The 23,982-nt window shown below is 63.3% G+C and carries 23 protein-coding genes and 1 pseudogene; 15 read left to right on the forward strand and 9 right to left on the reverse strand.

The annotated features are described in order from the left end of the window. Positions 1–18: 18 nt before the first annotated feature. From AC1DIN_RS14365 to AC1DIN_RS14375, 3 genes are all read right to left on the reverse strand, one after another. Positions 19–849, reverse strand: a complete 831-nt coding sequence (locus AC1DIN_RS14365) for an alpha/beta fold hydrolase (protein WP_441470826.1) — start codon at positions 847–849, stop codon at positions 19–21. Positions 850–951: 102 nt separating this feature from the next. Continuing rightward, positions 952–1,584, reverse strand: coding sequence for a glutathione S-transferase C-terminal domain-containing protein (locus tag AC1DIN_RS14370; protein ID WP_441470827.1), 633 nt, complete (start codon positions 1,582–1,584; stop codon positions 952–954). 52 nt (positions 1,585–1,636) lie between these two features. After that, on the reverse strand, positions 1,637–2,479 hold the full coding sequence (locus AC1DIN_RS14375) for an alpha/beta fold hydrolase (RefSeq protein ID WP_441470828.1): 843 nt from the start codon (positions 2,477–2,479) through the stop codon (positions 1,637–1,639). 273 nt (positions 2,480–2,752) lie between these two features. On the opposite strand from AC1DIN_RS14375, the gene AC1DIN_RS14380 reads away from it, so the two are divergent. Continuing rightward, positions 2,753–2,977: a hypothetical protein gene (locus AC1DIN_RS14380; RefSeq protein ID WP_441470829.1), complete on the forward strand. Its 225-nt coding sequence runs from the start codon at positions 2,753–2,755 to the stop codon at positions 2,975–2,977. Positions 2,978–3,053: 76 nt separating this feature from the next. Further along, the gene (locus tag AC1DIN_RS14385; RefSeq protein WP_476810281.1) at positions 3,054–4,745 is read left to right on the forward strand and encodes an FAD-dependent oxidoreductase; all 1,692 of its coding nucleotides are present in this window, start codon (positions 3,054–3,056) and stop codon (positions 4,743–4,745) included. Positions 4,746–4,986: 241 nt separating this feature from the next. Here the strand turns inward: AC1DIN_RS14385 and AC1DIN_RS14390 are convergent, their stop codons facing one another. Both AC1DIN_RS14390 and bla read right to left on the reverse strand, forming a co-directional pair. Further along, positions 4,987–5,646 carry a uridine kinase family protein gene (locus AC1DIN_RS14390; RefSeq protein WP_142022882.1) on the reverse strand — a complete coding sequence of 220 codons (660 nt, stop codon included), beginning with the start codon at positions 5,644–5,646 and terminating at the stop codon, positions 4,987–4,989. A 361-nt stretch (positions 5,647–6,007) separates the two neighbouring features. Then, positions 6,008–6,901 carry a class A beta-lactamase gene (bla, locus tag AC1DIN_RS14395; RefSeq protein ID WP_082617698.1) on the reverse strand — a complete coding sequence of 298 codons (894 nt, stop codon included), beginning with the start codon at positions 6,899–6,901 and terminating at the stop codon, positions 6,008–6,010. Between the two features lie 103 nt (positions 6,902–7,004). On the opposite strand from bla, the gene AC1DIN_RS14400 reads away from it, so the two are divergent. The 3 genes and pseudogenes from AC1DIN_RS14400 to AC1DIN_RS14410 all read left to right on the forward strand — a co-directional run bounded on the left by AC1DIN_RS14400 (position 7,005) and on the right by AC1DIN_RS14410 (position 9,032). Then, positions 7,005–7,868, forward strand: coding sequence for a LysR family transcriptional regulator (locus AC1DIN_RS14400; protein ID WP_061971247.1), 864 nt, complete (start codon positions 7,005–7,007; stop codon positions 7,866–7,868). A 248-nt stretch (positions 7,869–8,116) separates the two neighbouring features. Continuing rightward, positions 8,117–8,563 (forward strand): annotated as a pseudogene (locus AC1DIN_RS14405) (alpha/beta hydrolase family protein). 112 nt (positions 8,564–8,675) lie between these two features. Next, the gene (locus tag AC1DIN_RS14410) at positions 8,676–9,032 is read left to right on the forward strand and encodes a DUF2200 domain-containing protein (RefSeq protein ID WP_061971248.1); all 357 of its coding nucleotides are present in this window, start codon (positions 8,676–8,678) and stop codon (positions 9,030–9,032) included. A 194-nt stretch (positions 9,033–9,226) separates the two neighbouring features. Here the strand turns inward: AC1DIN_RS14410 and AC1DIN_RS14415 are convergent, their stop codons facing one another. Next, on the reverse strand, positions 9,227–10,468 hold the full coding sequence (locus AC1DIN_RS14415) for an MFS transporter (RefSeq protein WP_061971250.1): 1,242 nt from the start codon (positions 10,466–10,468) through the stop codon (positions 9,227–9,229). Between the two features lie 63 nt (positions 10,469–10,531). Then, positions 10,532–11,947, reverse strand: a complete 1,416-nt coding sequence (locus tag AC1DIN_RS14420; protein ID WP_142022881.1) for an amidase — start codon at positions 11,945–11,947, stop codon at positions 10,532–10,534. Positions 11,948–12,117: 170 nt separating this feature from the next. On the opposite strand from AC1DIN_RS14420, the gene gcvA reads away from it, so the two are divergent. From gcvA to AC1DIN_RS14435, 3 genes are all read left to right on the forward strand, one after another. Further along, complete coding sequence (gene gcvA, locus AC1DIN_RS14425; protein WP_061971254.1) at positions 12,118–12,993, forward strand: transcriptional regulator GcvA; 876 nt, start codon at positions 12,118–12,120, stop codon at positions 12,991–12,993. A 439-nt stretch (positions 12,994–13,432) separates the two neighbouring features. Beyond that, the gene (locus tag AC1DIN_RS14430) at positions 13,433–14,008 is read left to right on the forward strand and encodes an isochorismatase family protein (protein ID WP_142022880.1); all 576 of its coding nucleotides are present in this window, start codon (positions 13,433–13,435) and stop codon (positions 14,006–14,008) included. Positions 14,009–14,209: 201 nt separating this feature from the next. Beyond that, positions 14,210–15,217: a zinc-dependent alcohol dehydrogenase family protein gene (locus AC1DIN_RS14435; protein WP_142022879.1), complete on the forward strand. Its 1,008-nt coding sequence runs from the start codon at positions 14,210–14,212 to the stop codon at positions 15,215–15,217. 1 nt (position 15,218) lies between these two features. On the opposite strand, the gene AC1DIN_RS14440 is transcribed toward AC1DIN_RS14435, so the two are convergent. Then, complete coding sequence (locus tag AC1DIN_RS14440) at positions 15,219–16,094, reverse strand: LysR family transcriptional regulator (protein ID WP_142022878.1); 876 nt, start codon at positions 16,092–16,094, stop codon at positions 15,219–15,221. 111 nt (positions 16,095–16,205) lie between these two features. Between AC1DIN_RS14440 and AC1DIN_RS14445 the strand changes: the two genes are divergently transcribed. From AC1DIN_RS14445 to AC1DIN_RS14475, 7 genes are all read left to right on the forward strand, one after another. Continuing rightward, entirely contained in the window at positions 16,206–16,952 is a 747-nt protein-coding gene (locus AC1DIN_RS14445) for a pirin family protein (protein WP_142022877.1), read from the forward strand. A gap of 186 nt (positions 16,953–17,138) precedes the next feature. Then, the gene (locus AC1DIN_RS14450; RefSeq protein ID WP_142022876.1) at positions 17,139–17,750 is read left to right on the forward strand and encodes a glutathione S-transferase family protein; all 612 of its coding nucleotides are present in this window, start codon (positions 17,139–17,141) and stop codon (positions 17,748–17,750) included. A 59-nt stretch (positions 17,751–17,809) separates the two neighbouring features. Continuing rightward, a complete protein-coding gene (locus AC1DIN_RS14455) occupies positions 17,810–19,879 on the forward strand; it encodes a 2Fe-2S iron-sulfur cluster-binding protein (protein WP_142022875.1) in 2,070 nt (689 codons plus the stop codon). Positions 19,880–20,013: 134 nt separating this feature from the next. After that, entirely contained in the window at positions 20,014–20,562 is a 549-nt protein-coding gene (locus AC1DIN_RS14460; protein ID WP_142022874.1) for a carboxymuconolactone decarboxylase family protein, read from the forward strand. Between the two features lie 65 nt (positions 20,563–20,627). Further along, positions 20,628–21,092: a nuclear transport factor 2 family protein gene (locus AC1DIN_RS14465; protein ID WP_142022873.1), complete on the forward strand. Its 465-nt coding sequence runs from the start codon at positions 20,628–20,630 to the stop codon at positions 21,090–21,092. Between the two features lie 28 nt (positions 21,093–21,120). Next, the gene (locus tag AC1DIN_RS14470; protein WP_142022872.1) at positions 21,121–21,468 is read left to right on the forward strand and encodes a hypothetical protein; all 348 of its coding nucleotides are present in this window, start codon (positions 21,121–21,123) and stop codon (positions 21,466–21,468) included. A 94-nt stretch (positions 21,469–21,562) separates the two neighbouring features. Continuing rightward, positions 21,563–22,453, forward strand: coding sequence for a LysR family transcriptional regulator (locus AC1DIN_RS14475; RefSeq protein ID WP_142022871.1), 891 nt, complete (start codon positions 21,563–21,565; stop codon positions 22,451–22,453). Positions 22,454–22,514: 61 nt separating this feature from the next. On the opposite strand, the gene AC1DIN_RS14480 is transcribed toward AC1DIN_RS14475, so the two are convergent. Then, positions 22,515–23,930: an aldehyde dehydrogenase family protein gene (locus tag AC1DIN_RS14480; protein ID WP_142022995.1), complete on the reverse strand. Its 1,416-nt coding sequence runs from the start codon at positions 23,928–23,930 to the stop codon at positions 22,515–22,517. Positions 23,931–23,982 lie beyond the last annotated feature (52 nt).

A 23,982-nucleotide genomic window follows, 5' to 3' on the forward strand; every position in this document is an offset into this window, starting at 1 on the left:
TGTCGTTTGCTGTGTAGTTCAGGCGCCGAGAAAGGTCTCGACATGCGAAACGAATGTTTCCGGATACTGGAGCAGCGCGCCGTGGCCTGAATCCGGATAGATAATCAGCGTGGTGCTGCTCATGTTCTTGAACATCTCGTAGGCATTGATCGACGGGAACATCGTGTCGTCGCTGCCATGGACGATGAGCGTCGGCTGTCGGATCGCCCTGAGCGAGGCGTGATCCGGGTCCGGCTCCGCGCACCAGCGGATGATGGCCTGCGCCTGCGGGTTGCTGACGGCCTCGCCCCGGTCCGGATCACGGTCGCTCGTCCGGGCGCCGGCGCGGTCGATGAAGGCGGCGCCGGCGGCCTGGCTGGCTTCGGACGGCGTGAAGAAGAGGGGAAGCCTGACGTCGCGTGCGTTCCGGGCGAAGGCCTCTTCGACCACTTGCAGCAGATGCTCCTCGCCGCCGCGCGGAGCCGTACCGGCGAGGATCATCCGGCGGACATCGACCGCGCCGCGCGTCGCCATCACCTGGGCCAGAAAGCCGCCGAGCGAGAAGCCAAGGAGATCGACCTGCTTCAGGCCGAGCGCTGCGATGAAGGCTTCGGCATCGGTGACCTGCTGCTCGACGCTGTCAGGTGTTTCGCCGGAGGAGGTGCCGACGCCGGCATTGTTAAAGGCGATCACCGGCCGCCGCGCCGCCAGCGCATTGACCACCGCCGGATCCCACGCGTCCATTGTGCCGGTGAAGTGCTGCAGCAAAACGAGCGGAATACCCGCCTCCGGCCCGAGCCGGCGATAGGCGAAGCGCACACCGCCGCTATCGATATAGCGCGTCGGAGTCCGTTCGAGAGTATCAGGCATGGTCGGTTCCTTTCGCTTCGAATGAAGATGAGCCCTTCCGAAAGCGGTGGCGCCTGCGCAGCCGCTCGAAAGTTGTTCGGGTTTGTGTCGGCGGATGGACGCTCAGGGTGCCGGTGTCGGATCGTCGAGGCTGACCATGCCGCGTCCTTCGGCGTGAAGCGCGGCCTTGACCGAATGCCTCGTTCCGACCAGCCGAAGGAAAGCCGCCAGCCGGGGATAGGCGTCGAGCGCTATGCCGTAGAAGCGCGTCCAGCTGGCGATGACGAAGAGATAGGCGTCGGCAGCGGTGAAGGTTTCACCGGTGAGGAACGGGCCAACCATCCCTTGTTCGGCGAAGGCGAGACGTCCCCGGATGCGGGCGAGGACGAGCTCGCGCATCGGCGCGTCGATCTTCCAGTTGAGCGGGATGAAGCTCTTGTGCAGCTCGGCGGCGACGAAACTTTGCCACTCCATGACCCGGTAGCGCGCCATGGTGCCGGGAGCAGGCATGAGATCGCGTCGCTCCGCCCGATCGCAGATGAATTGCGCGATCACCATGTTCTCGGTCAGCCGCTCGCCACCGGGAAGCTCCAGCAGCGGCACCATGCCTCTGGGAGCCACGTCGCGATAATCCGAGCCGTCCGCCCGCTGCTTTGCCGTCACGTTGACGACCTCGAGATCGAAGGGCTCCCCGATCTCGCGCAATAGGATGTGCACCGAGAGCGAGCTCGCACCCGGATGGACATAAAGCTTCATGCAACAGCCCTCCTGGCAGGTGCCTCGGCACGAGTGCCGAGGCACCGCTTCATCAGGCCTTCACGAAGGCGAGCAGATCCGGATTGATCACGTCGGCATGGGTCGTGAGCATGCCGTGCGGATAGCCCTTGTAGAGCTTCAGCGTGCCGTTCTTCAGCAGCTTCACTGCCTTGAGGGCGGCATCCTCGTAGGGCACGACCTGGTCGTCGTCGCCGTGCATCACCAGCGTCGGCACGTTAATGGCCTTCAGGTCCTCGGTCTGGTCGGTCTCGGAGAACGCCTTGATGCCGTCGTAGTGGGCCTTGGCCGAACCCATCATGCCCTGGCGCCACCAGTTCTGGATCGTGCCCGGGATCGGCGTCACGCCCGGCCGGTTGAAGCCGTAGAACGGCCCGGTCGGCACATCGAGGAAGAACTGCGCGCGGTTGGCCGCGAGCGCGGAACGGAAGCCGTCGAACACCGCCATGGGCAGTCCTTCGGGATTCTTTTCGGTCTTCACCATGATCGGCGGGATAGCCGACACGAGAACCGCCTTGGCCACGCGGCCCTGCGGCTGACCGAACTTGGCGACATAGCGCGCGACCTCGCCGCCACCGGTCGAGTGGCCGATATGCACGGCATTGCGCAGATTCAGGTGCTCGGCCACCGCGGAGGCGTCCGCAGCATAATGGTCGATGTCGTGCCCTTCGCTGACTTGCGATGAGCGACCATGACCACGCCGGTCATGCGCCACCACGCGATAGCCGTTGTGAAGGAAGAATAGCATCTGCGCGTCCCAATCGTCCGATGACAGCGGCCAGCCATGGTGGAAGACGATGGGCTGGGCGTTCTTCGGTCCCCAATCCTTGTAGAAGATCTCCACGCCGTCCTTGGTGGTGACGTAAGCGGCGCTCATGGCATGTGTTCCTTTCGATGCTTGGACAGTGGAGAAGGGAGTAGCGAAGGCGGGGGCCGGAAGAATTGCGGCTGCCGCTATACCGACCGCTGCGGTCAGGACCGTGCGGCGGCTCTCGGTGGAACCTGGATAAGACATGACGGTGGCCTCGAAAAACTTGCTCCAAAGAGCAGTAAAGCCAATCCGGATTCACTGACGGACAAAGAAGCCTGAGATCGGGACATATCGACCTCTGCCGCTCGTAGGAGCCGACGATGCGTCGAGAGAGTGCGGGTGCGCCTGACGGGCTTCGCTCCGGAGGCGCTCACGCTGATGGGGGCCATGAACCTCGCGGCGCTCAATATCGCCAACGCCATCGGCGCCTGGGCGGGCAGCGTGACGATTGCGGCCGGCTACGGCCCGCTGTCCGCTGTATGGGCGAGCTTCGGGCCGACGCTCCTGGCCCTTCTGGTCTTCGCGCCCATCTTGCCGAAGGCGCCGCAGTTCGCGCCGGCGTGATTGCGGTCAAGCTCCTCATCTGGTCGGATGGCGTCGCGCGCGAGAAGTGGCATAGGCCCGATACGGAGGTCACCCCATGGCAATCGGCGATGCTCGGCGAGAGCAGATTTTTCCGACACTGTCCGCCCTTCAGATTGCGACGTCGCGTCGCTTCGCCAGCGGCGCACCGCGCCGCTTCGGTCCGCGTGAGGTCGTCTACGAGATCGGCGCCCGCGACGCCCCCTGCTGGCTGATTCTCGATGGCTCGGCTGACGCGATCCGACGCGGCGCGGCCGGCCGGTCGTCGCTGGTCACGACCTACGGTCCCGGCCAGTTCACCGGCGAGACCAATCAGCTCTCGGGCCGTCCATCCCTCATGTCGGTCGTGGCGGGGGATGCTGGTGCGGTCGCGATCCCTTTTGATGCGCCGCATCTCCGCGCGCTCGTCATCGGATCGGCGGATGTCGGTGAAACGATCATGCGCGCCTTCATCCTCCGGCGCGTCATGCTGATCGAGGAGGGGCAGACCGGCGGCGCAGGATCAATCCTGGTCGGACGCCGGGATGATCCGGGCATCGTCCGGTTGTCGGGTTTTCTCACCCGCAACGGCTACCCCCACACCGTCATTGCCGCGTGCGAGCCGGAGGGGCGCGAACTCGTCGAACGGCTCGGCGTCGCCCCCGAAGACCTGCCGCTGATGATCTGCCCGAACGGCACATTGCTCAGAAGCCCGAGCAATGCCGATGCCGCGACCTGTCTCGGCATCACGCCGGATCTCGATCCGAAGACTGTCCATGACGTGGCGGTCATCGGGGCCGGGCCAGCCGGGCTTGCCACTGCCGTCTATGGCGCATCCGAAGGGTTGTCGGTCCTGGTCCTGGACAGCCGCGCCTTCGGCGGCCAGGCGGGCGCGTCCGCCCGGATCGAAAACTATCTCGGCTTTCCGACCGGCATCTCCGGACAAGCCCTCGCGGGCCGGGCGTTCAATCAGGCGGCGAAGTTCGGCGCCGAGCTTGCCATTCCGCTGACCGTCGAATTGCTCCGCTGTCACGGAGCGGATGCGGAAGCCCCGTTCACCCTCGAGCTCAGCAATGGAGGCACCGCGCGGTCGCGCACCATCGTGATCGCCTCCGGAGCGCGTTACAGGCAGCCCGACATTCCCAACATCGAAGCGCTGGAAGGGGCGGGCGTTTCCTACTGGGCATCGCCCGTCGAGGCGCGGTTGTGTGCCGGCGAGGATGTCGTCCTGGTTGGCGGAGGAAACTCGGCGGGCCAGGCGGTTGCCTATCTCGCGCCGCAGGTCAGGCATCTGCACCTGGTGGTGCGCCGCCCCCTCGAGCAGACCATGTCCCGGTACCTGATCGATCGGATCGCGGCCTTGCCCAACGTCGAACTCCATGTGGACAGCGAAATCGTCGATTTGCACGGCGACCGGGCGACTGGCCTGACCGGGACGAGGTTTCGGGACCGCCGGACAGGTGCGATCCGGGAGTGCACATCACACCACCTCTTCCTGTTCATCGGCGCCGATCCCAATACGCACTGGCTCGACGGCTGTGTGGCGCTCGACGCAAAGGGCTTCGTTCTCACGGGGGAGCGCGCCGGCGACGGCGAGCGGCTGCCGCTCGAAACCAGTTGCCCAGGCATCTTCGCCGTCGGAGACGTGCGGGCCGGTTCGACCAAGCGGGTCGCCGCCGCCGTTGGCGAAGGCGCCGCCGTCATCGCCCAGATTCATTCCGTCCTGACACGGAACGTCGGGCCCGCATTGAATGCGGTGCGGCAAGCTTGATGGAGCGTGGCCTCTGCATCGCGTCACGGCCAGCGGAGTTGAGGTGCATGCCCGGTCCCAAGGAGTTTTGAAAGCCTCCGAGTGGCGGGACCGAAACGCGCCATAAGCGGAACTTGCAACTCTGCCAGAAAGCCGACATTCCGCGGTGCCGGTCGAGACAAAAGCTCGTCGAGCCGGTTCGCGTGTCAGCGCAGGGATCTCTGCCACAATTTTTCAGCAGCTTCATCAGGTCCAATCACGGTCAATCATCCGAATTGGCCGCGTCGAAGACCGCATCGAACCGGACCAGGGGCATAACCTCACGGAAGTAGTGCTCTTCGGCTTCATGCCATTGGCGCTCCCAGGGACCTATAATGCCCTCTCTCACAAGCAGTCTTGCTTTGCGGAAAGCGTCTGAAGCTGTCACGAGAACTTTCATGTCGATGAGGTCCGCGAGTTCCGGCCGAGCCGAATAGACGCCCTCGAGGATAACGACGGATCGCGGTGAAAGCTCAGACACGCTTGACTGCAACCTGCCGTCAAAAGCTTCCCAATCGAACGCGCGCCAACTGGCAGCGCGACCCTGCCGCAAGGCGCCCAGCACAGCGCGCTGGCGGGGCCAGTCGATACAGTCGGCAGCGCGGATGGCGGGGGCATCTGATCGCAACCCAGTGCCGCCGGCAAAGAAGTCGTCACCCTCAATGAGCGCCGCTCCCACCTTATCTGCTAGCAGCGCTGCCAGAGTCGACTTGCCCACGCCGCTGCGTCCGTCGAGCGCAATCACATAGGGCCCATCCGCCTTGGCCGCGTGCAAGTGGATCTGACGAGCGAATGTGCTGGTATCGGAGAAATGCATCAGCGTCTGGCTTCCTGGTAAGTCCGGCGCGATACGCCTCGGATGAAGAAGCTGCTGTCCCGCCATGCCGGTCAGCGTTCCCGTGCAACACTCTGCAAGCAGGTGGCTCTTTCCTCGTTTAGTTATAATCGACCCAGCTATTCTGCGGCGGGATCAATCTCCGCGAGGAACCATTCTCTGAAAGCGCGTATCGCACGGGCTTCCGGTCGCGATTTGAGGCGTGAAAGCCATTATGCATCGGTGGTACCTCCAATTATAGCGGTTGTCGCAGCGTGATCCATGCGCGGGCATCATCGTGGATCACGTTCGACTCGCATCCATCGTGCGCTATCAATGGGCATTCGACTTCCACCGACAACCGTTACCCCGACCTCAGTGGTTGCAGTTTGCCACGGAAAATATCGGCGAATGCTGACGACCGGCTCCCCTAGCGAGATGGAAGCCCGAATGCCTTCATGGCTTGACGCGTCGCATCCGCTACGACGGCATCAATGGCGCCCGGTGTTGCGTCTTGTGCGCCCGTGAAGAACACGCAGATCAGGATCGATGGTCCGCTTGGCGGCCAAATGATGCCGATATTGTTGTGCGTCCCCCGCGCGCCCGTGCCGGTCTTGTGGCCGACGGTGTAGCCGGCGGGGACGCCGGCCTTGATCCGGCCGGCCCCGGTGGGTGTCTCGGTGATCCAACGCGTAAGCAACTGCAGGTGCGCCGCTGAAAGCAAGTTGCCGCGCAAGACGCGGTCGAGGTTGGCCACATATTGCTCGGCCGTCGTGGTATCGCGCATATCGCCGGGCAAGGCGCTATTCAGCTCAATTTCCAGTCGATCCACGCGCGTGACGTGGTCGTCAATGCTGCCATACCACTGCTGGAAGGCAGCCAGTCCGCCCATTTCGCGGATCAGAATATTTGCCGCGGGGTTGTCACTAACCTCGACTGTCGCTTTGCACAGCTCTTCCAGCGTGAGCGTTCTGCCGATGGCCGGCTGCGTGACCGGCCCATGCGGCACCATGTCGGCAGCCGTGATCGGGACGTCTCGGTCTAGCCGATCGCGCCCCTGCTGCACGGTCTGCATCACATAAGCTGCGAGAAACAGTTTGAATGTCGAACAGAAAGCGAAGCGTTCGGTTGAGCGCCAGCCGACCCGCTGGCCGTCCCGCGTCGCGAAAAGCCCGAGACGGCCTCCATGGCGGGCTTCAAGAGACTTGAGATCGAGACTAGTCCCAGGAGCAGCCGCGGCATGCCCGGCGCCGACTAGAGTGGCGCCGGCGCCGATCAAGAATGAGCGCCGGTCCGCAAGGAAATCAATGGTGCGAGTTGTCATGTGCGTTGCGTCTCCAGAGGGAGGCGCAGAGGTAGCGAGGCCGCATGGCCCTAGCCAAATGATCGTTACTCAGATTTGATATGAATAAAATTGGGGCTTCTGGATGGATGTTTCGAGATTGCCGCTCATCGCGCTGCGCGCCTTTGAAGCGTCGGCGCGGCTCGGTAGCCTGACCAAGGCGGGGATGGAGCTGCGCGTGGGCCAGACCGCAATAAGCCATCAGATCAAGCTGCTTGAGAAAGATCTCGGCTTCACGCTGTTCGAGCGCTTGCCGCGTGGCATCGCTCTGACCGAGGAGGCGCAGGCGCTGCTGCCGGTGTTGACGGATGCGCTACGTCGGGTCAGCGACAAGGTGCACCAACTGCGTACCGGCGGCACGGCCGAGATTCTCACGATCGGCGTGGTCAGCAGCTTCGCCCTCGGGTGGCTCCTGCCGCGCCTGCAGGACTTCAACGCGCGGCACCCGCAGATCGAGGTGCGGATCAAGACGAACAACAACCGTGCCGACACGCTCCTCGACGGCCTCGATCTTTTCATTCGTTTCGGTGACGGTGCCTGGCACGGCACAGAGGCGGTCGAGCTGATGCAAGCCCCGCTCGCTCCGGTCTGCAGCCCTGGCCTCGCCATGTCAGTCCGCACTCCGGCTGACCTGCTGGCCCAGCACCTCCTGCGCTCATACCGCCAGGACGAATGGCCGCTCTGGTTCCTTACCGCGGGACTGACCCCGCCGGTCGCGCGGGGCTGGATTTTCGATAACTCGCTGGCCTTGGTCGAAGCGGCAGCGCAAGGTCTCGGTGTTGCGCTGGTCCCCGCCGCGATGTTCTCGCGCGATATCTCTTCCGGTCGGATTGTACAGCCTCTCGACGTCGGTATCGTTACCGGGGCCTACTGGATGACGCGATTGAGGTCACGGACCGAAACCGGCGCCATGGTGGCCTTTAAGAGGTGGATTGTCGCCGAGCTTTAAGCTGAGCATGGAGACGATTGTTTTCAAAGGCGTGCGCCAACAATGGACACTAGTGGTCAGTGTGAAAGCGGGCAGAGATCTGGACAACGCAACCGAAGAGCCGGCACTGACCTGAGAGAGAGGCACGGGCCCGGCCGCAAGCCGAACAGTGCCGAAGGAGTCGCCGCCACTGCTCATTGGGAAGGCTCCGACGCGGGAGATCTGCTGCGGTAAGTTTGCGGCTGACAGCGGCCCCGTGGGACAGCGCAATGTTTCTTTTCGACGGCCCCGACCAGGCCGACGTGACGATCCTCCTGGCGCATGGGGCCGAAGCTCCGATGGGCTCGCGATCAATGACGGCGTCCGCAAATGCCTTAGCCGGAGAGGGCTTTCGCGTTGCCCGCTTTGAGTTCGACTATATGGCGGCGGCGGACCGCAGTTGGGCGCATGCCGTCGGCCCGCGCTGAAAAGCTAAACCCGCGATATATCGCTGCCGTCGACGCGCTCGGCAGGGAGAGCTTGTTATCGGTGGCAAGTCGATGGGCGGGCGCGCCGCGAGCATGGTCGCGGACACGCTGTTAGAGAGTGGACGGATTCGTCGCCTTCTTTGCCTCCGTTATCCTTTCCATCCGCCCGGCAAGCCGGAGCAATTGCGCACCGGCCACCTTGTCGATCTGAAAAATCCCACCCTCATTGAGCGGCCGATCATCTCGTGACCATGTCCGACGCAACTCTTACCTGGGCCGGGCAGCTCAAACCCCCGGCAGGGTCGCGATATGAAGATGGACATCGGGAAACGCCACGAGCAGCGCCGGGAAAGAGCAAGTGATGACGCAGCACCGCATCTACAGAATGAGCTTTGCCAAGATTTATCCTCTTCTGGTCGCCAAGGCGGAGAGGAAGGGGCGCACGAAGGTGGAGGTCGACCAGATCATCCACTGGCTGACCGGCTACGGCCAAGAGGCACTTGCCTCTCAGCTGGCGAAAAACTCGGACTATGAGACCTTTTTCGCCCAGGCGCCGGCACTCAATCCCGCGCGCCTCAGCATAAGGGGAATTGTCTGCGGTGTCCGCGTCGAGGAAATCGCCGAGCCAGTGATGCGGGAAATCCGCTACTTGGACAAGCTCATCGATGAACTCGCCCGAGGGAAGGCGATCGACAAGATCTTATGCCGTCGACCATAGTCAGCGCGCTTGCCGGGGGGACGCCATTCTTAGATTTTGGACAAGGAACCGAACCTGTTCGCGTATAGCGACGCCCTTCAAGGGCGCGCGCTCCGGGTCACCAAATACGCTGCGTTAGACTGCGAAGGAGTGTTCGGAGGTGCGGCCAAGGCGACCGAATTCCACCGCGGCTCAATAGGGTGGGATGGATTGGCTCATCTGCTCACCCTGCCAGCGGAGGCTCGACGTGCCGCCAGAAACATGACGGCAGCGGCACCGGCGTTTGCGAGAGCGCTGACGGCAATGGGTATGACGTAGCTATGGCTGCGATCGTAGATGAAGCCTGCCGCGCCTGGGCCAACGAGCGTGCCTAGGGCAACGCTCGAATAGAGCACCCCGATGATGCGGCCGGCATGACGCGCACCGAACAGATCGGCGACCACTGCTGGCAAAATCGCGACCCACCCTCCGTAGAAGAGACCGAAGATCAACGCAAACAGTATGAGCTGGCTCAAGGAGCCACCAAGGATCCAGGTCGGAAGTGAGGCGGCCATGCCAATGTACATGGCGATCAGGAAGCTCTCGCGGCCCATCCTGTCCGCGATGCCGCCGAGGAAGAAGCGGCCGATCGTGCTGCCGATGCCGATGGCACCAAGCAGCCAGACTGCCGCCGAAGCGGGAACACCATGGTCGACCGCGTAGGGCGCGAGATGCACGAACGGTACGAAGACACCAAGCGCGCTCAGGAACGACGCAAGATAGAGCCCCGCAAATCGTCGCGTCCGGATTGCTTGGCCCACGGGCGTATCATTGCCCGCCTGCAGGGAGCCAACGACGATGGTACGTGTGATGCCGTCGGGCTGCAGGCCGCGGCGGCCAGGCTCGTCCTCCATGACGAACGCCGCTGCCAGGCCGACCACGATCGCGAGGACGCCGAGCGTGGTGTAGGCGTTCCGCCAGCCGATGTCCGCGATCAGCCAAAGCGCGAACGGCGGCATCACGAGCGTCCCGACGCCAATGCCGCTGACCGCCAACCCGGATGCGAGACCACGGCGCTTGACGAACCAGCGTTGCACAGCGCCAAGTGTGGGCACATAGGCACAGCCGACACCGACGCCGATACCGATGCTATAGGCCGCATAGACCTGGAGAATGGTTTGCGCCTGTCCGGCCAGAATGAGGCCGAGGCCGACTAGCGTCATTCCGATTGCGGAAAGCGCCTTCACGCCGATTCGATCCGCGAGCGGCGCGGAAACGATGCCGAGCGAGAAGTACATAAATCCGGCCAGCGAAAAAACCGCCGAGACCGAACCGCGCGATGCCGCGAACTCGTGCTGGAGCGAGTCCAGGAACGAGCTGAATGTGTATGCGCTCCCGAAGCCGACGAAGGTTATGACGAAGGCTGCGGCGACCACAAGCCAACCGTAAAAAATCGCCGATTGCCTTTCCAGGTTCATGATTATCCTCTGTTGGCGGGCCGAGCCGTCTCGGCGTGCGATATGCGGGCCGCTCCCAAGACCTTAGGATCGCTTCGGGCCACTGAGGCCCGGTTGACGACGATGCCAGGACGTTGCGCCCTGAAACGCTGCGCCGAGAGCAAGAAGCGCGCTTTCGTCGAACTCGGCAGCGATCAATTGCAGGCCGATGGGCATGCCTTCCACCGAGGCGCTCCCGGGGAAGGCCAGCGTTGGATGGCCGCTCATGTTGAAGGGGCAGGTGTAGCGTTGCAGCTTGGCGATCAGCTCCGGCTGCTCGCCAAGGGTTGCGATCGTCTTCAGCGTGAGCGGCGCGAAAGGATGGACGGGCGTCAGGATGGCGTCGACCGATGATAGCAGGGCCTCGACCTGGCCACGGAATGCCGCGCGGCGACGAAGGATTTCCTGATAGGCCATCCCCGAAACGGCCATTCCGTTCTCGATGACGGACGATAGGATGGCGCCATACTGTTCCTTATGGAGGGCATAGGGCGCTTGATGGGCAACTGCCGCTTCAACCGCGCAGTTCGGTGTCCAGTCCGCCACGATCTGGCGGACATCGGGAAATGACACCTCGGCGATCTCGGCGCCCAGGTTCGAGAATATCGCGCAGGCTTCCGTCAGTGCGGCCTGTGTCCAATCGTCGACGTCTTCGGAGTTCCAGTGCGGGTCGATCCCGATACGCTTGCCGCGTACATTCCCGCTTGCGTCGGCCAAGTAGTCGGGAACCGGACGAACGCTCGTCGTCGGGTCATTGAGGTCATGCCCGGCAATGACATTGAGGATCGCCGCGACGTCGATCACGTTCCGGGCAATCGGGCCGATATGGTCGAGCGAGGGAGCGAGGTCGAATGTCCCATAACGGCTGACGCGCCCCCAGGTCGGCTTCAGGCCGCTGACGCCGTTGGCGGCCGAGGGCCAACGGATCGACCCGCCCGTGTCGGACGCGATGGCGCCGAAGCACAGGCCGGCGGCGGTCGCGACCGCTGATCCGCTGGAGGAGATGCCCGCCCAATAGTCGCCGTTCCATGGGTTTTGCACTGGCGGAATCGATGGGTGGTAGTCGGAATACGCCCCCTCGGTGAGCTGGGTCTTGCCGATCAGCACTGCCCCTGCGTCGATGAGCTTTCGCACGACGGTCGCATCGCGCGCCGGCACATAGTCCTTATGGACCACGGTGCCGGCCGCCGTTGCGACGCCCCTGATCCAGCAAAGGTCCTTTACGGCTATGGGAACGCCATGGAGGGGGCCCCGGTGGATTCCCGCCTCGATCTCGCGGTCGGCAACCTCCGCCTGGCGGAGGGCGCTCTCGTCCAGGACGCTTGCATAAGCCTGCAATTCACCATCAAGACGCCGAATGCGCGAAAGGAGCGCCTCGGTGACATCCTTTGAGGCGATGGCGCGGCGAGAGATAAGCTCTCCGACCTCTGTGAGACCATAGAACTCCACGTTGAAAGACATCCGATCCAACCTCTCCAGCGGCCACGCACGACAGTCTATGATTTAGAATTCATGCGATTCTTGGCGGCTTGCTTGCAGCATTGACGCTTGATATCGGCGGGAATTATGCTGACGCTCGCTGCTTGGACAAACCAGAAGACTTAACCCTGATGAATCAGATTTTCTAATTCATGCCGAGTCGATTGCCTCCCCTTAACGCGCTGAAGGCATTCGAGGCCGCTGCCCGCCACCTCTCGATCAAACTGGCCGCGGAAGAATTGTGCGTGACGCCGGGGGCCGTCAGCCAGATGATCCGGGTTCTGGAGGAAAATCTCGGCGTGAAGCTCTTTGAGCGGGTGACGCGAGGGATTTTTCTGACTGACGCGGGCCGCGATTATCTGCCATCGATACGCAATGCATTCCGCCAGATCGCCGGTGCATCCGAGCGGATCGCAGCCCAGCTGGATTCTGGGCTGCTCACTGTCAGCACCACGCCCTTTTTTGCATCGGCATGGCTGGTGCCGCGATTGTCATCCTTTCGAACGGCGCAGCCCAGCATCGATCTGCAGATCGTCACCAGCAATGCACTGGTTGATTTTTCTCGCTCGGACACGGATGTTGCGATCCGCCATGGGATGGGCCGATATCCCGGACTTCGCAGCGACCGCGTCGTCACGGTCGAGATGATCGCCGTGGCCACCCCCGATCTGATCGACCGAGCCGGCCGTCCGAACCGGCCATCGGATCTCGTGCGTTGGCCGCAGGTTCACGATGCCGAACGAAAGGGCTGGAGCCTGTGGTTTGACACGCACGGCGTTGCTGAAAGGACGACTGCGCGTGGCCTCTCCTTCGATGACAGCGGCCTCTTGCTAAAAGCGGTGCTCGCCGGTCAAGGCGCGGGACTGCTCCCGGCTGCCCTGCTTGAGGATGAACTGCGCGACGAGCGTTTGATCCAGTTGTTTCCGCCCGCTCGAATGGAGGAGTTTGCCTATTATCTCGTCTGTCCGGACAACCGACAGCAGCAGCCCAAGATCGCAGCGTTCCGGGATTGGATCTTGAACACATGACGGCAAGAGGGGACGGAGTTACATCCTCAGGTACTGACTTCAGCAGAGAGTAGATATCCACGCTTCAACTGACCAAGGCCCCGTTAGGGTGGTGGGAAATTGCCATTGGCGACAGCGGGCTAGCGCCAAATGCTGACATTGGACTGACGCCCAAAAGCAGACCTTCTTTAGACTGGCGTTGGTCTCATGGAGGCAAGCGGCCGATCCGGGCGCGATAGGCTTTGGTTCGTTACCGTGAGTTGAACAGCTTGGGCTTAGCTCCTCCGGTGGCCCGATGCGTTCCTGCCTGAGGAACGCAGAAGTCCTCGTTACGAATCTAGTGTTCCTCGTTGAGAGCGGCGATTTTCTCCTTGTCCCCGGCAGAAGACATGAGGTCGGTGCTTGAGGACAGGGCGAGGCGCCTATGCCTTGCCACTTATCGAGACGGCGGAGAACGACCATGCACAAGAATGTTTACACTCCCGAGAATGCAGCGATGCTGCTGATCGATCATCAGGTCGGCACTATGTCGTGGACCCACTCCCACGACATCAATCTGGTCAAGGCCAATGCTGTGAAGTTGGCGAAGATCGCGGTCGGCGCCGATATCCCGGTGCTTCTGACCGTCAGCATGGAAGATCATGCGCAAGGGCCGCTCATTCCCGAGCTTCAGCAGATCCTGCCGGAGGCTTACGCGAAGCGCATCAAGCGGCCCGGTATCGTCAATGCGATGCATCACGACGGCTTCAACGCTGCGGTCAAGGCGCTTGGCCGCAAGAAGCTGATCGTCGCAGGGATCACGACCGAGATCTGTGTCCTCTTCCCGGTGCTGCAGATGTTGGACGAAGGTTACGAAGTGCAGGTGGCGGCAGATGCTTCGGCCTCCTACACCAAATATGGCGACGACCTCGCCTTGCGCCGGATGGAGCGTGCGGGCGCGGTGATCATAACGCATGACCAGTTGATTTCGGAGCTGGCCGTCGACTGGAGCACGCCACTGGGCCAGCGCCTGTCCGGCATCCTGGCTTATCACTGAGCGCTACTTGCCGCGCTCGTAAGCCCTTCCGGCCGAGAAGCGATGTCGTCGGCCCGCTTTCAGCTATGGCCATCCGGGCGGTATCGTACCTGCTCGTATGGCCATGGCGAAGACGATGGGCCTCTCTGGCGTTCGACCGAACCCTTCGCTCCCCCGTCATTTACCGCGCGGCGCCGCAACTCCTGAACGAAGGAACACCCCATGAAGGCGATGACCGTTGGTTCCCCGGCAACCCTGGAGACCCTGGGTTTCAGCGAAAAGCCGGACCCAGGCCAGCCCGGAGAAGGCGAGATCCGTGTCGCATTGCACGGTAGCTCACTGAACTTTCACGATTTGGGTGTGGTCACGGGACGCATGCCGGCGGAGGCTGGCCGTATCGCGCTAGCGGATGCCGGTGGAACGGTCGAGGCTGTCGGAAACGGTGTCACCGAGTTCGCAGTGGGAGACCGGGTGGTTTCCTGCTTCTTTCCCGACTGGCAAGACGGCGCGCCGACGATCGGCAATTTCGCGCGCACGCCCGGCGATGGGATCGACGGCTTCGCGACCGAGTTCGTTGTCACCCGCGCGACCGCCTTCACCCATGCGCCGCGCGACTATGATCATGTCGAGGCCGCGACGATAACGACGGCCGGTTTGACGGCATGGCGAGCCCTGATAGCCGATGGTGGTTTAAAGGCTGGCGATACCGTGCTGCTGCTCGGCACAGGCGGGGTCTCTATTTGGGCCTTGCAAATCGCAAAGGCGATGGGTGCGACCGCGATCGTCACGTCCTCGTCCGGCGAGAAGCTTGAGCGTGCACGCGACCTCGGCGCCGACCATGTCGTCAACTATCGGGAGGTGAAGGGTTGGGGCCGTGCTGTCGCGGATTGGACCGGTGGCCGGGGCGTCGACCACGTCCTTGAGCTGGGCGGTGCCGGCACTCTCGCCAACTCGATCGCGGCGGTCCGCGTAGGCGGGCACATCGCGCTTATCGGCACTGTAACAGGCGTCGCGGGCGACGTGCCGACCGCCGCACTGATGGCCAAGCAGGCGCGATTGCAAGGCTTGATCGTCGGATCGCGGCGGCAGCAGCAGGAGTTCGTGCGCGCCATCGATGTGACCGGAATCCGTCCGGTGGTGGACCGGCGTTTCCCGCTCGGCAAACTTGCGGAAGCCTTCCGCTTTCAGCAGTCCTCCGGCCATTTCGGCAAGATCGGCATCGAGTGGTAGGTCATTTCGCAGCCGGCCCGATCCTCTCGATGAGGATTTCCGTCAGCACCCTCACTTTGCGCGGGAGGTGCTGACCGGGCGGGCGCACGACGAAGATGCCAACCGATGGCAGCGACCACTCGATCATGATCGGCACCAGCCGGCCCGCCGCGACATAGCGCTCGGCAATCAACTGCGGCAGTGCCGCGATCCCGATGCCGGCCGCGGTCGCCTCGGCGATCGCCACGGCGCTGTCTGCCTTGAAGCGACCATGCGGGTGAATTTGCGTGACCGTGCCGTCGCGTTCGAATTTCCAGCTCTCCGTTCCGATCATCACCGCCGAATGACCGGCTACCTCCGCGGGAACCGATGGTGCCCCATGGGCGACCACATAGTCGGGGCTGGCAAAGAGCCTGACGGGCAGCGTGCCGATGCGTCTCGCCACCAGGTTTGAGTCCGGCAGATAGCCGACCCGGATACCGCAGTCGAAGCCCTCGCTGATGAGATCGACATAGCGGTCGTTGAACAGAGTGTGGACGTGCAGAAGCGGATGGCGCTTCGCCATCTCGGCAAGGACAGGCGCAAAATATTCGGGGCCGAAGGATGACGGTGCCGCCAATCGCAGCAGTCCGCGCAGTTCGCCCGAGGGCATGATCTCTTCGCGCGCGGCATCCAGCTCCGAACATATCCGAGCGGCGTGCTCCCGAAACGTCACTCCGGCCTCGGTCAGCGCCGCACCGCGGGTGGTTCGCGCCAGCAATTGTGCCCCCAGCTCTTCTTCCAGCCGCACCAGACGCCGGCTGACGATCGACTTGGCCAAGCCGAGACGCCTCGCGGCAGGCGATACCCCTCCGGCGTCAGCGACTTGAACGAAGGTCCTCAAATCGTCGACATCCATGGCGTTCCTCTTGCCGAAACTCAGCTGACCGTCAGACGTGGCTACTCGCCCGCATACAGCAACGCTACCTCTTCTGGCGAGAAGTCCATCCCGGACCTGAGGAGTGTCATCATGCAACCGACCAAAATCATGCCGTCGATCACACGGGGCGACTGGAAGCACGGCTTCGGCATCAAGGTGTTCTATCCGGGCTCCCTGTCGAACGAGGTCGACAGCGGCATCGGCGCGATCGGCCGGATTGACCGCGCTCAGATTCAGCCCGGACACATCATCGGAATGCATCCGCACAAGGATGACGAGATCTTCACCTACAAGAGGGCGGGCCGTATGCTTCATCTCGATACCGTCGGCAACCGCGAGGAGGTGACGCCCCGCCGTTTGATGATGATGAACGCCGGGCATAGCTTTCAGCACGAGGAACATGTCCTGGGCGACGAGCCCACGCAGGCGCTCCAGATCTTCCTGCGTCCGCGCGAGGGCGATCTGGAGCCGAAGGTTCAGTTCCACGAGATGGATGCGGAGCGCAGCGACGATGCCTGGCGGCTTCTCGTTGCCCCGCAGGGAGCGGCTTTCGAAGTTCGTTCGCAAGCGTGGGTTCGAGATGCGCATTTGCACGCCGGTCACACTCTGGCTTTGCCCGACGTCATAGCGCCCGGTTTCGTCAGTCTCCTCTTTGTCTTCTCAGGCAAGGTGCGCGTCGGCGACCTCGCGATCGATGCTGGAGAACTCTACCATCTTGGCGACAGCGAGGCTGGCATCGCGGCGGTTACCGACGCAGACATCGTTCTGTTTACCACTGATACCACGGCTCCGGTCTTCAAGGGCGGCATGTTCAGCGGGAACGTCGCGCAGGCATGATCGAGCGGCCGATATCGGGCCAATATTGGGCGTTTCGCCTGGATGGCCAGGCGCATGTGAATCGGCCATTCTTCCACGTCGCGTAACAATGAACTGCCGAGCTTGAGCATTCTGCAAGAGTGAAACCTGCGGCACCTTGGCGATGCGGATCGGGAACAGGCCCGTCCATCATCGCAGGAGTGAGCCGTGAAGCTCTATCATCATCCCCTTTCGGGCCATGCCCACCGCGCCCGTCTCTTCGCTTCTCTTCTGGGGCTGCCGCACGAACTCGTCGAGGTCGACCTCAAGGCCGGCGCGCACAAGAAGCCCGACTTCCTCCGGATAAACCCGTTCGGTCAGGTTCCCGCTCTAGAAGACGGCGAGGTCGCCATCGCCGACTCGAATGCCATTCTCGTCTACCTGGCCAAGAAGGCAGGACGGAACGATTGGCTTCCAGACGATGCAAAGGGCGCCGCCGCGGTCCAGCGCTGGCTGTCGGTCGCTGCAGGCGAGGTCGCCTACGGTCCGGCTGCCGCACGGCTCATCACGGTATTCGGGGCCAAGTACAACCCCGAGGAGGTCATCGCCCGCGCTCATGTGCTGCTGGCGAGGCTTGAGAGCCGGCTCGACGGTCGCGATTGGCTCGTCGGCGACGGCCCCACCATCGCGGACGTGGCGATCTACAGCTATGTTGCCCGCGCGCCGGAAGGCAATGTCGATCTGACCGGCTACCCGAATGTCAACGCGTTTCTGCGGCGCGTCGAGGCCCTGCCCGGGTTCGTACCCTTTGTGCAGACCCCCGTCGGCCTGGCTGCGTGACGATGTGCCGGAGCGCGCCCGCCGGCGCGCCCGGACCTTTCATTCGAAGGAGCGGGGACATGGATACGACACTCGCGAAGCTGCCTGTATGGCATGAGGGAGAACGGTATCTGCAGGAAAAGGCCGGCATGGCCGAACGCATGGCCGTCGCCGGGCAACGGGTGGTCCGTGACTTCATGCCGGACCAGCACCGCGAGTTCTATGCGCAGCTGCCCTTCATCGTGCTCGGCAGCGTCGATCCTGCCGGGGATGCCTGGGCAACGTTCATCGAGGGGCGGCCCGGCTTCATGTCGTCACCGTCGCCGACCGTTCTCGATATCGCAGCACATCCGGCCGCGGGCGATCCGGCGGCCGAGGGCATGGCGGATGGCGCTCCCATCGGGCTGCTCGGCATCGAAATGCATACCCGCCGCCGCAACCGCATGAACGGCTTCGTCTCGACGTCCGCCGCAGGCCTCAGCGTCGCGGTCGACCAGAGCTTCGGCAACTGCCCCCGCTATATACAGTTGCGGGATTTCTCGTTCAGCCGGGAGCCCGACATGCAGCCGGGGTTGATTGCCGAGAGCCTGGCGTCGCTGGACGATGCTGCGCGCGAGACGATACAGCGTGCGGACGCGTTCTTCGTTGCCTCCTATGCCGATCGAGGAGATCGCCGCCAGGTGGACGTCTCGCACCGCGGCGGCAAGGCCGGCTTCGTCCGCGTCGGCGAGGACGGAACGCTGACCATCCCGGATTTCGACGGCAACCTGTTCTTCGCCACCCTCGGCAACATTCATCTGAACGGTAAGGCCGGGCTGCTGTTCGTCGATTTCGAAACCGGCGATGTGCTCCAACTGACGGGAGACGCGGCGCTTGTTCTGGACTCGCCGGAGATCGCCGCCTTCCAGGGGGCCGAACGGCTCTGGACCTTCAAGGCGCGCCGGATCGTCCGACGCCGCGCCGCGCTCGCCCTGCGCTGGAACTTCCGGCAGAACGGCTGGTCTGCGAACTCGCTGATGACCGGCGATTGGGAGCAGGCCGCCGACCGGCTTCGGGCGGCGGAGCTGGCGACGCGCTGGAGGCCAGTGCGCATTGCGAGGATCGTCGACGAGAGCGCTTCGATCCGATCGTTTTATCTGCAGCCCACGGATGGAGCGGGACTGCTCGCTCACCTCGCCGGGCAGCACCTCCCGATCCGTCTGACGCCCAAAGGCGCCGAGCAGCCTGTGGTGAGAACCTACACCATGTCGGCAGCACCCTCAGATGGCGTCTACCGGATCAGCGTGCGACGCGACGGTCTGGTCTCGACCCATCTGCACGACAATCTGCGGGTGGGCGATACCATTGAGGCGCGCGCGCCTGCAGGCTCCTTCACCATCGACGCACGAGCGACACGTCCTGTCGTGATGCTGGCGGGTGGCGTCGGTATCACCCCGCTGCTCGCGATGCTCCGGCACATCGTCTACGAGGGGGTGCGCAAGCAGCGCATCCGGCCGGTCACCATATTCCAGGCCGCTCGTACCAAGAAGGATAGGGCATTCGACCACGAGCTTTCCGAGTTGGTCGCGGCTGCACAGGGTGCGGTCAAGCTGGTGCGCCTTCTCAGTGATACGACCGATGCAGAGCCAGAGCGTGATTACGACGTCTCGGGCCGGCTGGACGTGGCTGCGCTGAGTCGCTTCCTCCCCTTCGGCGATTACGACTTCTTCCTCTGCGGTCCGCCGTCCTTCACCCAGGCCCTGTATGATGGCCTGCGCGGCCTCAACATCGCAGACGACCGTATTCATGCCGAAGCCTTCGGACCGTCGTCACTCAAGCGCACGGCTCCGGCAGCCCCGATCGAGATCGCTGTCAGGCCACAGCCCGCGACGCAGGCGGTTCCTGTCGCCTTTACGGAATCGCTCAAGGAAGCCCGCTGGACGCCGGGCTCCGGCACGCTCCTGGAACTGGCCGAGGCGCGCGGGCTGGAGCCGGCATTCAGCTGCCGCGAGGGCCATTGCGGCACATGCCGGACCAAGCTCGTCAAAGGCCGTGTCGCTTATGTCCGGGAGCCTGCGGCCGCATTGGAAGAGGGCGAGATCCTGCTCTGCTCGACCGTTCCGGCCGAGCCGGAGGGGAGCGGCGACAACAGGATCCAGCTAGCGGTCTAATCTCATCCGCCGTCATTGCTGTCTGGCGCGCAATAATCCCTTCCGCCTTTCGAGCATTCAACACGATGGCCCAACCGATCATTCTTCAACTCAGACGAGAGCGGTTCTCTCGCCTTCAAAACAGGAGAAACATCATGTCCTACATCCCGACTCCCGCGACGATCGAAGAGGCGCCCGAAGGCTCGCAACCGATCCTCGAGACGATCCGCAAGCAGATCGGCACGGTGCCGAACATCTTCCGGCTGGTTTCGACCAGCACCGCCGCTCTGACGGGCCTCACCGGCTTCCAGGCCGCCTTGGGCAAGGGCAAGCTTGCACCGGCGACTCGCGAGCGGATCGCGCTGGCGATGGCCGGCGTCAACGGCTGCGATTACTGCCAGGCGGCGCACACCTATTTCGGCGGCAAGTTCGCCAAGCTCAGCGACGATGAGATTGCGGCCAATCTGGAGGGCACCTCCCAGGATCCCAAGGCGGCTGCGGCGGTCGCCTTCGCGCGGGCCCTGGTGGTCTCGCGGGGATCGGTCGGCCCGGCCGCGCTCGATCAGGTTCGGGCCGCCGGGTACAGCGATGCCGAGATCCTCGAAATCATCGGCCATGTCGCTGTCAACACCTTCACCAACTACGTCAACGAAGCGCTCGGCACCGAGGTCGATTTCCCCCTCGTCGAGCGTCTCGCGGCCTGAAGTCGACGGCCGGCGCGCTCGATGCGCCCGGCCGCCGCTTTCCACCCAATTCCAGGAGATTGAAAATGTCCCGCCCGCCGCTGCCGCCCTTCACTGAAGAGAGCGCCATCGAGAAAGTCCGCCTGGCTGAAGACGGCTGGAATACGCGCGATGCCGCCAAGGTCGCGCTCGCCTACACGCTCGACACGAAATGGCGGAACCGGGCGGAATTCTGCAACGGTCGCGATGAGGCCCAGGCCTTCCTGACCCGCAAGTGGAATCGGGAGCTCGACTACCGCCTTATCAAGGAGCTCTGGGCCTTCCGCGGCAACCGGATCGCCGTGCGCTATGCCTACGAGTATCATGACGACAGCGGCCAGTGGTTCCGGGCTTATGGCAACGAAAACTGGGAGTTCGCCGAGGATGGGCTGATGCGGTCGCGCCATGCAAGCATCAACGAAATGCCGATCAGCGAGGCCGAGCGCAAGTTCCGCTGGCCTCTGGGCCGTCGCCCTGACGATCACCCCGGCCTCAGCCATTTCGGCTTTTGAAATCCTTCGTTCTTGCGGAGACGCGGCCGTGATTCCCGATCCAATCAACGAGCGCGTTCGCGTCTCGATTGAGCTTGCCTTGATTGAAGGCCCCGATGACCCGTCCGCATATTGGCAACAGTATGCGGACGCCAAGCGGCTCGGGATGAGTGAGGCTGAGATCGACATTGCAAGAGAGGGGCGGAGCTTCGATGTCCAGACCGCTACGGTTCAGGCGGTCGCGATCGCGGCACTGTCCGAAGATGAGGCGCTGCGAGCTGCCGCTCGCGCGAGGGCGGAGAGCCTCGGCCTGTGCGAGGACACATGCCGAAAGATCGAGACCTTCGCCAGACGCTTCATCGCGACATTCAAACAAGGCTCGGCCAGCAGGGCGTAAGCCCATGGCGGCCCAGTTTTGCGCAACCTCTTTGCGACCCGCTATAGGCTGCTGACAGCATTGCAGCGGGCAGACCGGCCGTAGGGGGCAATTGATGGATCGCTGGCAGGCCATGCGCATCTTCGTGAAGGTAGCGGAGACCGCGAGCTTTTCGGAAAGCGCGCGCCAATTGCATATGAGCGCGCCTGCCGTGACGCGCTCCGTGGCTGCCCTGGAAGACGCCATCGGCGCGCGCTTGTTCGTGCGCACGACCCGATCCGTAAAGCTCACCGAAGCCGGCGACCGCTACTTCGACGATTGCCGCCGAATCCTCTCGGACATCCTGGAGGCGGAAGCTGCGGCTGCAGGGTCCTATGCGACGCCCTCAGGAACGCTCGCGGTCACCGCGTCGCTCCTGTTCGGCCAGATGTACGTCCTGCCGATCGTCACGGATTATCTTGACGCCTATCCGACCATGGCGGCAAGGACCCTGTTCCTGGACCGCCAGGTCAATATCGTCGAGGAAGGTATCGATGTCGCGGTCCGGATAGGGCATCTCGCAGATTCCGGCTTCACCGCAGTGAAGGTCGGCTCGGTTCGGCGGGTTGTCTGCGGCGCCCCGTCCTATTTCGAGAAGCATGGTGTCCCAACGACCCCCCAGCAGCTCAAGGACCATCGGATCGCGGCCTCGACGAGTGCCTGGGCTTCGCCGGAGTGGCGGTTCGCTCGCGACCAGCGGGTCACCGTCCATCCCTCGCTTCAGTGTAATACCAACGACGCGGTCATTGCGGCCGCCATTGCTGGGTGGGGGTTGACCCGCGTCCTGCATTATCAAATCGGTCCGGCATTGTTGGATGGACGCCTCCAGGTCGTGCTCAGCGACGACGAAGAACCGCCCTTGCCGATCCACGTCGTGTATACGGAAGGTCGCCAAGCCCCGGCCAAGGTACGCACATTTGTGGACGCCGCCGTGACGGCGCTCCGCGCCAACCGTCTCCTGAACTGATCCCCTGCCAGGAAGGCCAGTTCGGCCCGTTCATTGCCGTCCGGGCCCCGTGCGCCAACCCTCACCCCAAAATGGAGCGCGGTTCCAGGAATGCCTCCAGTCCGAATGAGCCGTACTCGCGTCCGATACCCGACTGCTTGAAGCCGCCGAAGGGCGCGTGCGGTTCGTGTTTCGCTCCATTGATGACGACGCGGCCCGAATGCAGCTGCGACGCAATGCGCCGGCAACGCTCTGGGTCGGTACCGATGACATAATTCTGAAGGCCGTAGTCCGTGTCGTTTGCGATGCTAATCGCGTGGTCCTCGTCACGATAGGGCAGAACGCAAAGCACCGGTCCGAATATCTCCTCCCGTGCGATCCGCATGCTGTTATCGACCTCGCCAAAAAGCGTCGGTTTGACGAACCAACCGCTATTCAGGCCGTCGGGCCTGCCTTCGCCACCCGCGAGAACGCGAGCCCCCTCTTGTGGGCCGAGCGCGATGTAAGACTGGACGCGCTCCCACTGCCTGGCGCTGACCATCGGGCCTATGCGCGAAGCCGGATCATTGCCGGGTCCGACCGACCAGTTCGCCAAGCCTGCCACCAAGCGCTCTTGCATCGTCGTCAGCTTGTGTTCCGGGACCAGAATGCGCGTTCCTGCGATACAGGCCTGCCCGCTATTGATGAAGCCGTTGGCGAGCACTTGAGCCGCGGCAGCGTCTGGATCGGCATCGTCGAGAACGATCTGCGCGCCTTTTCCGCCTAGTTCGAGCGTGACCCGCTTCATTGTATCCGATGCTGCGCGAAGGATCGCCCGCCCGGTCTCAGTCGACCCGGTGAATGTAATTTTGGCGATGTCGCGATGACGGGTCAGAGCGTCCCCGGCCAATGCTCCAGTCCCGTTGATGATGTTGTAGACGCCGTTCGGCAGTTCGGCCTCATCGAGCGCCTCCGCGAGCACCTGCGTCTGCCAGGCGCTCATCTCCGAAGGCTTGATCACGATCGAGGTGCCCGCCGCGATGGCTGTGGCGAGCTTCGAGCAGATGAAGCCGAGATTGCTGTTCCAGGGCGTGACAGCGGCGGCCACGCCAACCGGGCGCATCTCGACCAGTGCCGATCCGATTTGGCGCTGCCAAGGATAGGCCTCGACCGTTCGTGCCATGTCGAGGAAGACCTGTCCTGCCCGGCTGGCGCTGGCCTCCACGAATGGCGCGGGTGCGCCGTATTCTTCGCTCATGGCCTCGGCGAGATACGCGCTGCGTCGCGAGACGACATCCGATAGCCGATGCAGCATCGCGACGCGCTTGCTGTTCGACATCGTCGAAATCTCCGCATAAGCGGCCACAGCCGCTCGAACCGCTGCATCAACATCCGCGGCATTCGACAAATGGACCGTGCCGATCTGCTCCTCCGTCGCGGGGTTGAACAGCGGCCCTAGGTCAGTGCCTTGCACCGGCACGAAGCGGCCATCGATATAGTTCTGATTGATTGTTCGCATCGAAAGCTCCTGTGTCTGGCTTTCGATATGCAGGGCGACGTGCGATGAAAGA

Source organism: Allobosea sp. 05T438 (assembly GCF_056396025.1).

Excerpts from the sequence above, each read along its gene's own strand:
- AC1DIN_RS14440 (WP_142022878.1), bottom strand. The coding sequence starts at position 16,094 with ATGGATGTCGACGATTTGAGGACCTTCGTTCAAGTCGCTGACGCCGGA.
- gcvA (WP_061971254.1), top strand. The coding sequence starts at position 12,118 with ATGCCGAGTCGATTGCCTCCCCTTAACGCGCTGAAGGCATTCGAGGCC.
- AC1DIN_RS14365 (WP_441470826.1), bottom strand. The coding sequence starts at position 849 with ATGCCTGATACTCTCGAACGGACTCCGACGCGCTATATCGATAGCGGC.
- AC1DIN_RS14455 (WP_142022875.1), top strand. The coding sequence starts at position 17,810 with ATGGATACGACACTCGCGAAGCTGCCTGTATGGCATGAGGGAGAACGG.
- AC1DIN_RS14460 (WP_142022874.1), top strand. The coding sequence starts at position 20,014 with ATGTCCTACATCCCGACTCCCGCGACGATCGAAGAGGCGCCCGAAGGC.
- AC1DIN_RS14415 (WP_061971250.1), bottom strand. The coding sequence starts at position 10,468 with ATGAACCTGGAAAGGCAATCGGCGATTTTTTACGGTTGGCTTGTGGTC.
- AC1DIN_RS14420 (WP_142022881.1), bottom strand. The coding sequence starts at position 11,947 with ATGTCTTTCAACGTGGAGTTCTATGGTCTCACAGAGGTCGGAGAGCTT.
- AC1DIN_RS14435 (WP_142022879.1), top strand. The coding sequence starts at position 14,210 with ATGAAGGCGATGACCGTTGGTTCCCCGGCAACCCTGGAGACCCTGGGT.
- AC1DIN_RS14410 (WP_061971248.1), top strand. The coding sequence starts at position 8,676 with ATGACGCAGCACCGCATCTACAGAATGAGCTTTGCCAAGATTTATCCT.
- AC1DIN_RS14475 (WP_142022871.1), top strand. The coding sequence starts at position 21,563 with ATGGATCGCTGGCAGGCCATGCGCATCTTCGTGAAGGTAGCGGAGACC.
- AC1DIN_RS14465 (WP_142022873.1), top strand. The coding sequence starts at position 20,628 with ATGTCCCGCCCGCCGCTGCCGCCCTTCACTGAAGAGAGCGCCATCGAG.
- AC1DIN_RS14375 (WP_441470828.1), bottom strand. The coding sequence starts at position 2,479 with ATGAGCGCCGCTTACGTCACCACCAAGGACGGCGTGGAGATCTTCTAC.
- AC1DIN_RS14400 (WP_061971247.1), top strand. The coding sequence starts at position 7,005 with ATGGATGTTTCGAGATTGCCGCTCATCGCGCTGCGCGCCTTTGAAGCG.
- AC1DIN_RS14390 (WP_142022882.1), bottom strand. The coding sequence starts at position 5,646 with ATGGCGGGACAGCAGCTTCTTCATCCGAGGCGTATCGCGCCGGACTTA.
- AC1DIN_RS14430 (WP_142022880.1), top strand. The coding sequence starts at position 13,433 with ATGCACAAGAATGTTTACACTCCCGAGAATGCAGCGATGCTGCTGATC.
- bla (WP_082617698.1), bottom strand. The coding sequence starts at position 6,901 with ATGACAACTCGCACCATTGATTTCCTTGCGGACCGGCGCTCATTCTTG.
- AC1DIN_RS14445 (WP_142022877.1), top strand. The coding sequence starts at position 16,206 with ATGCAACCGACCAAAATCATGCCGTCGATCACACGGGGCGACTGGAAG.
- AC1DIN_RS14480 (WP_142022995.1), bottom strand. The coding sequence starts at position 23,930 with ATGCGAACAATCAATCAGAACTATATCGATGGCCGCTTCGTGCCGGTG.
- AC1DIN_RS14370 (WP_441470827.1), bottom strand. The coding sequence starts at position 1,584 with ATGAAGCTTTATGTCCATCCGGGTGCGAGCTCGCTCTCGGTGCACATC.
- AC1DIN_RS14385 (WP_476810281.1), top strand. The coding sequence starts at position 3,054 with ATGGCAATCGGCGATGCTCGGCGAGAGCAGATTTTTCCGACACTGTCC.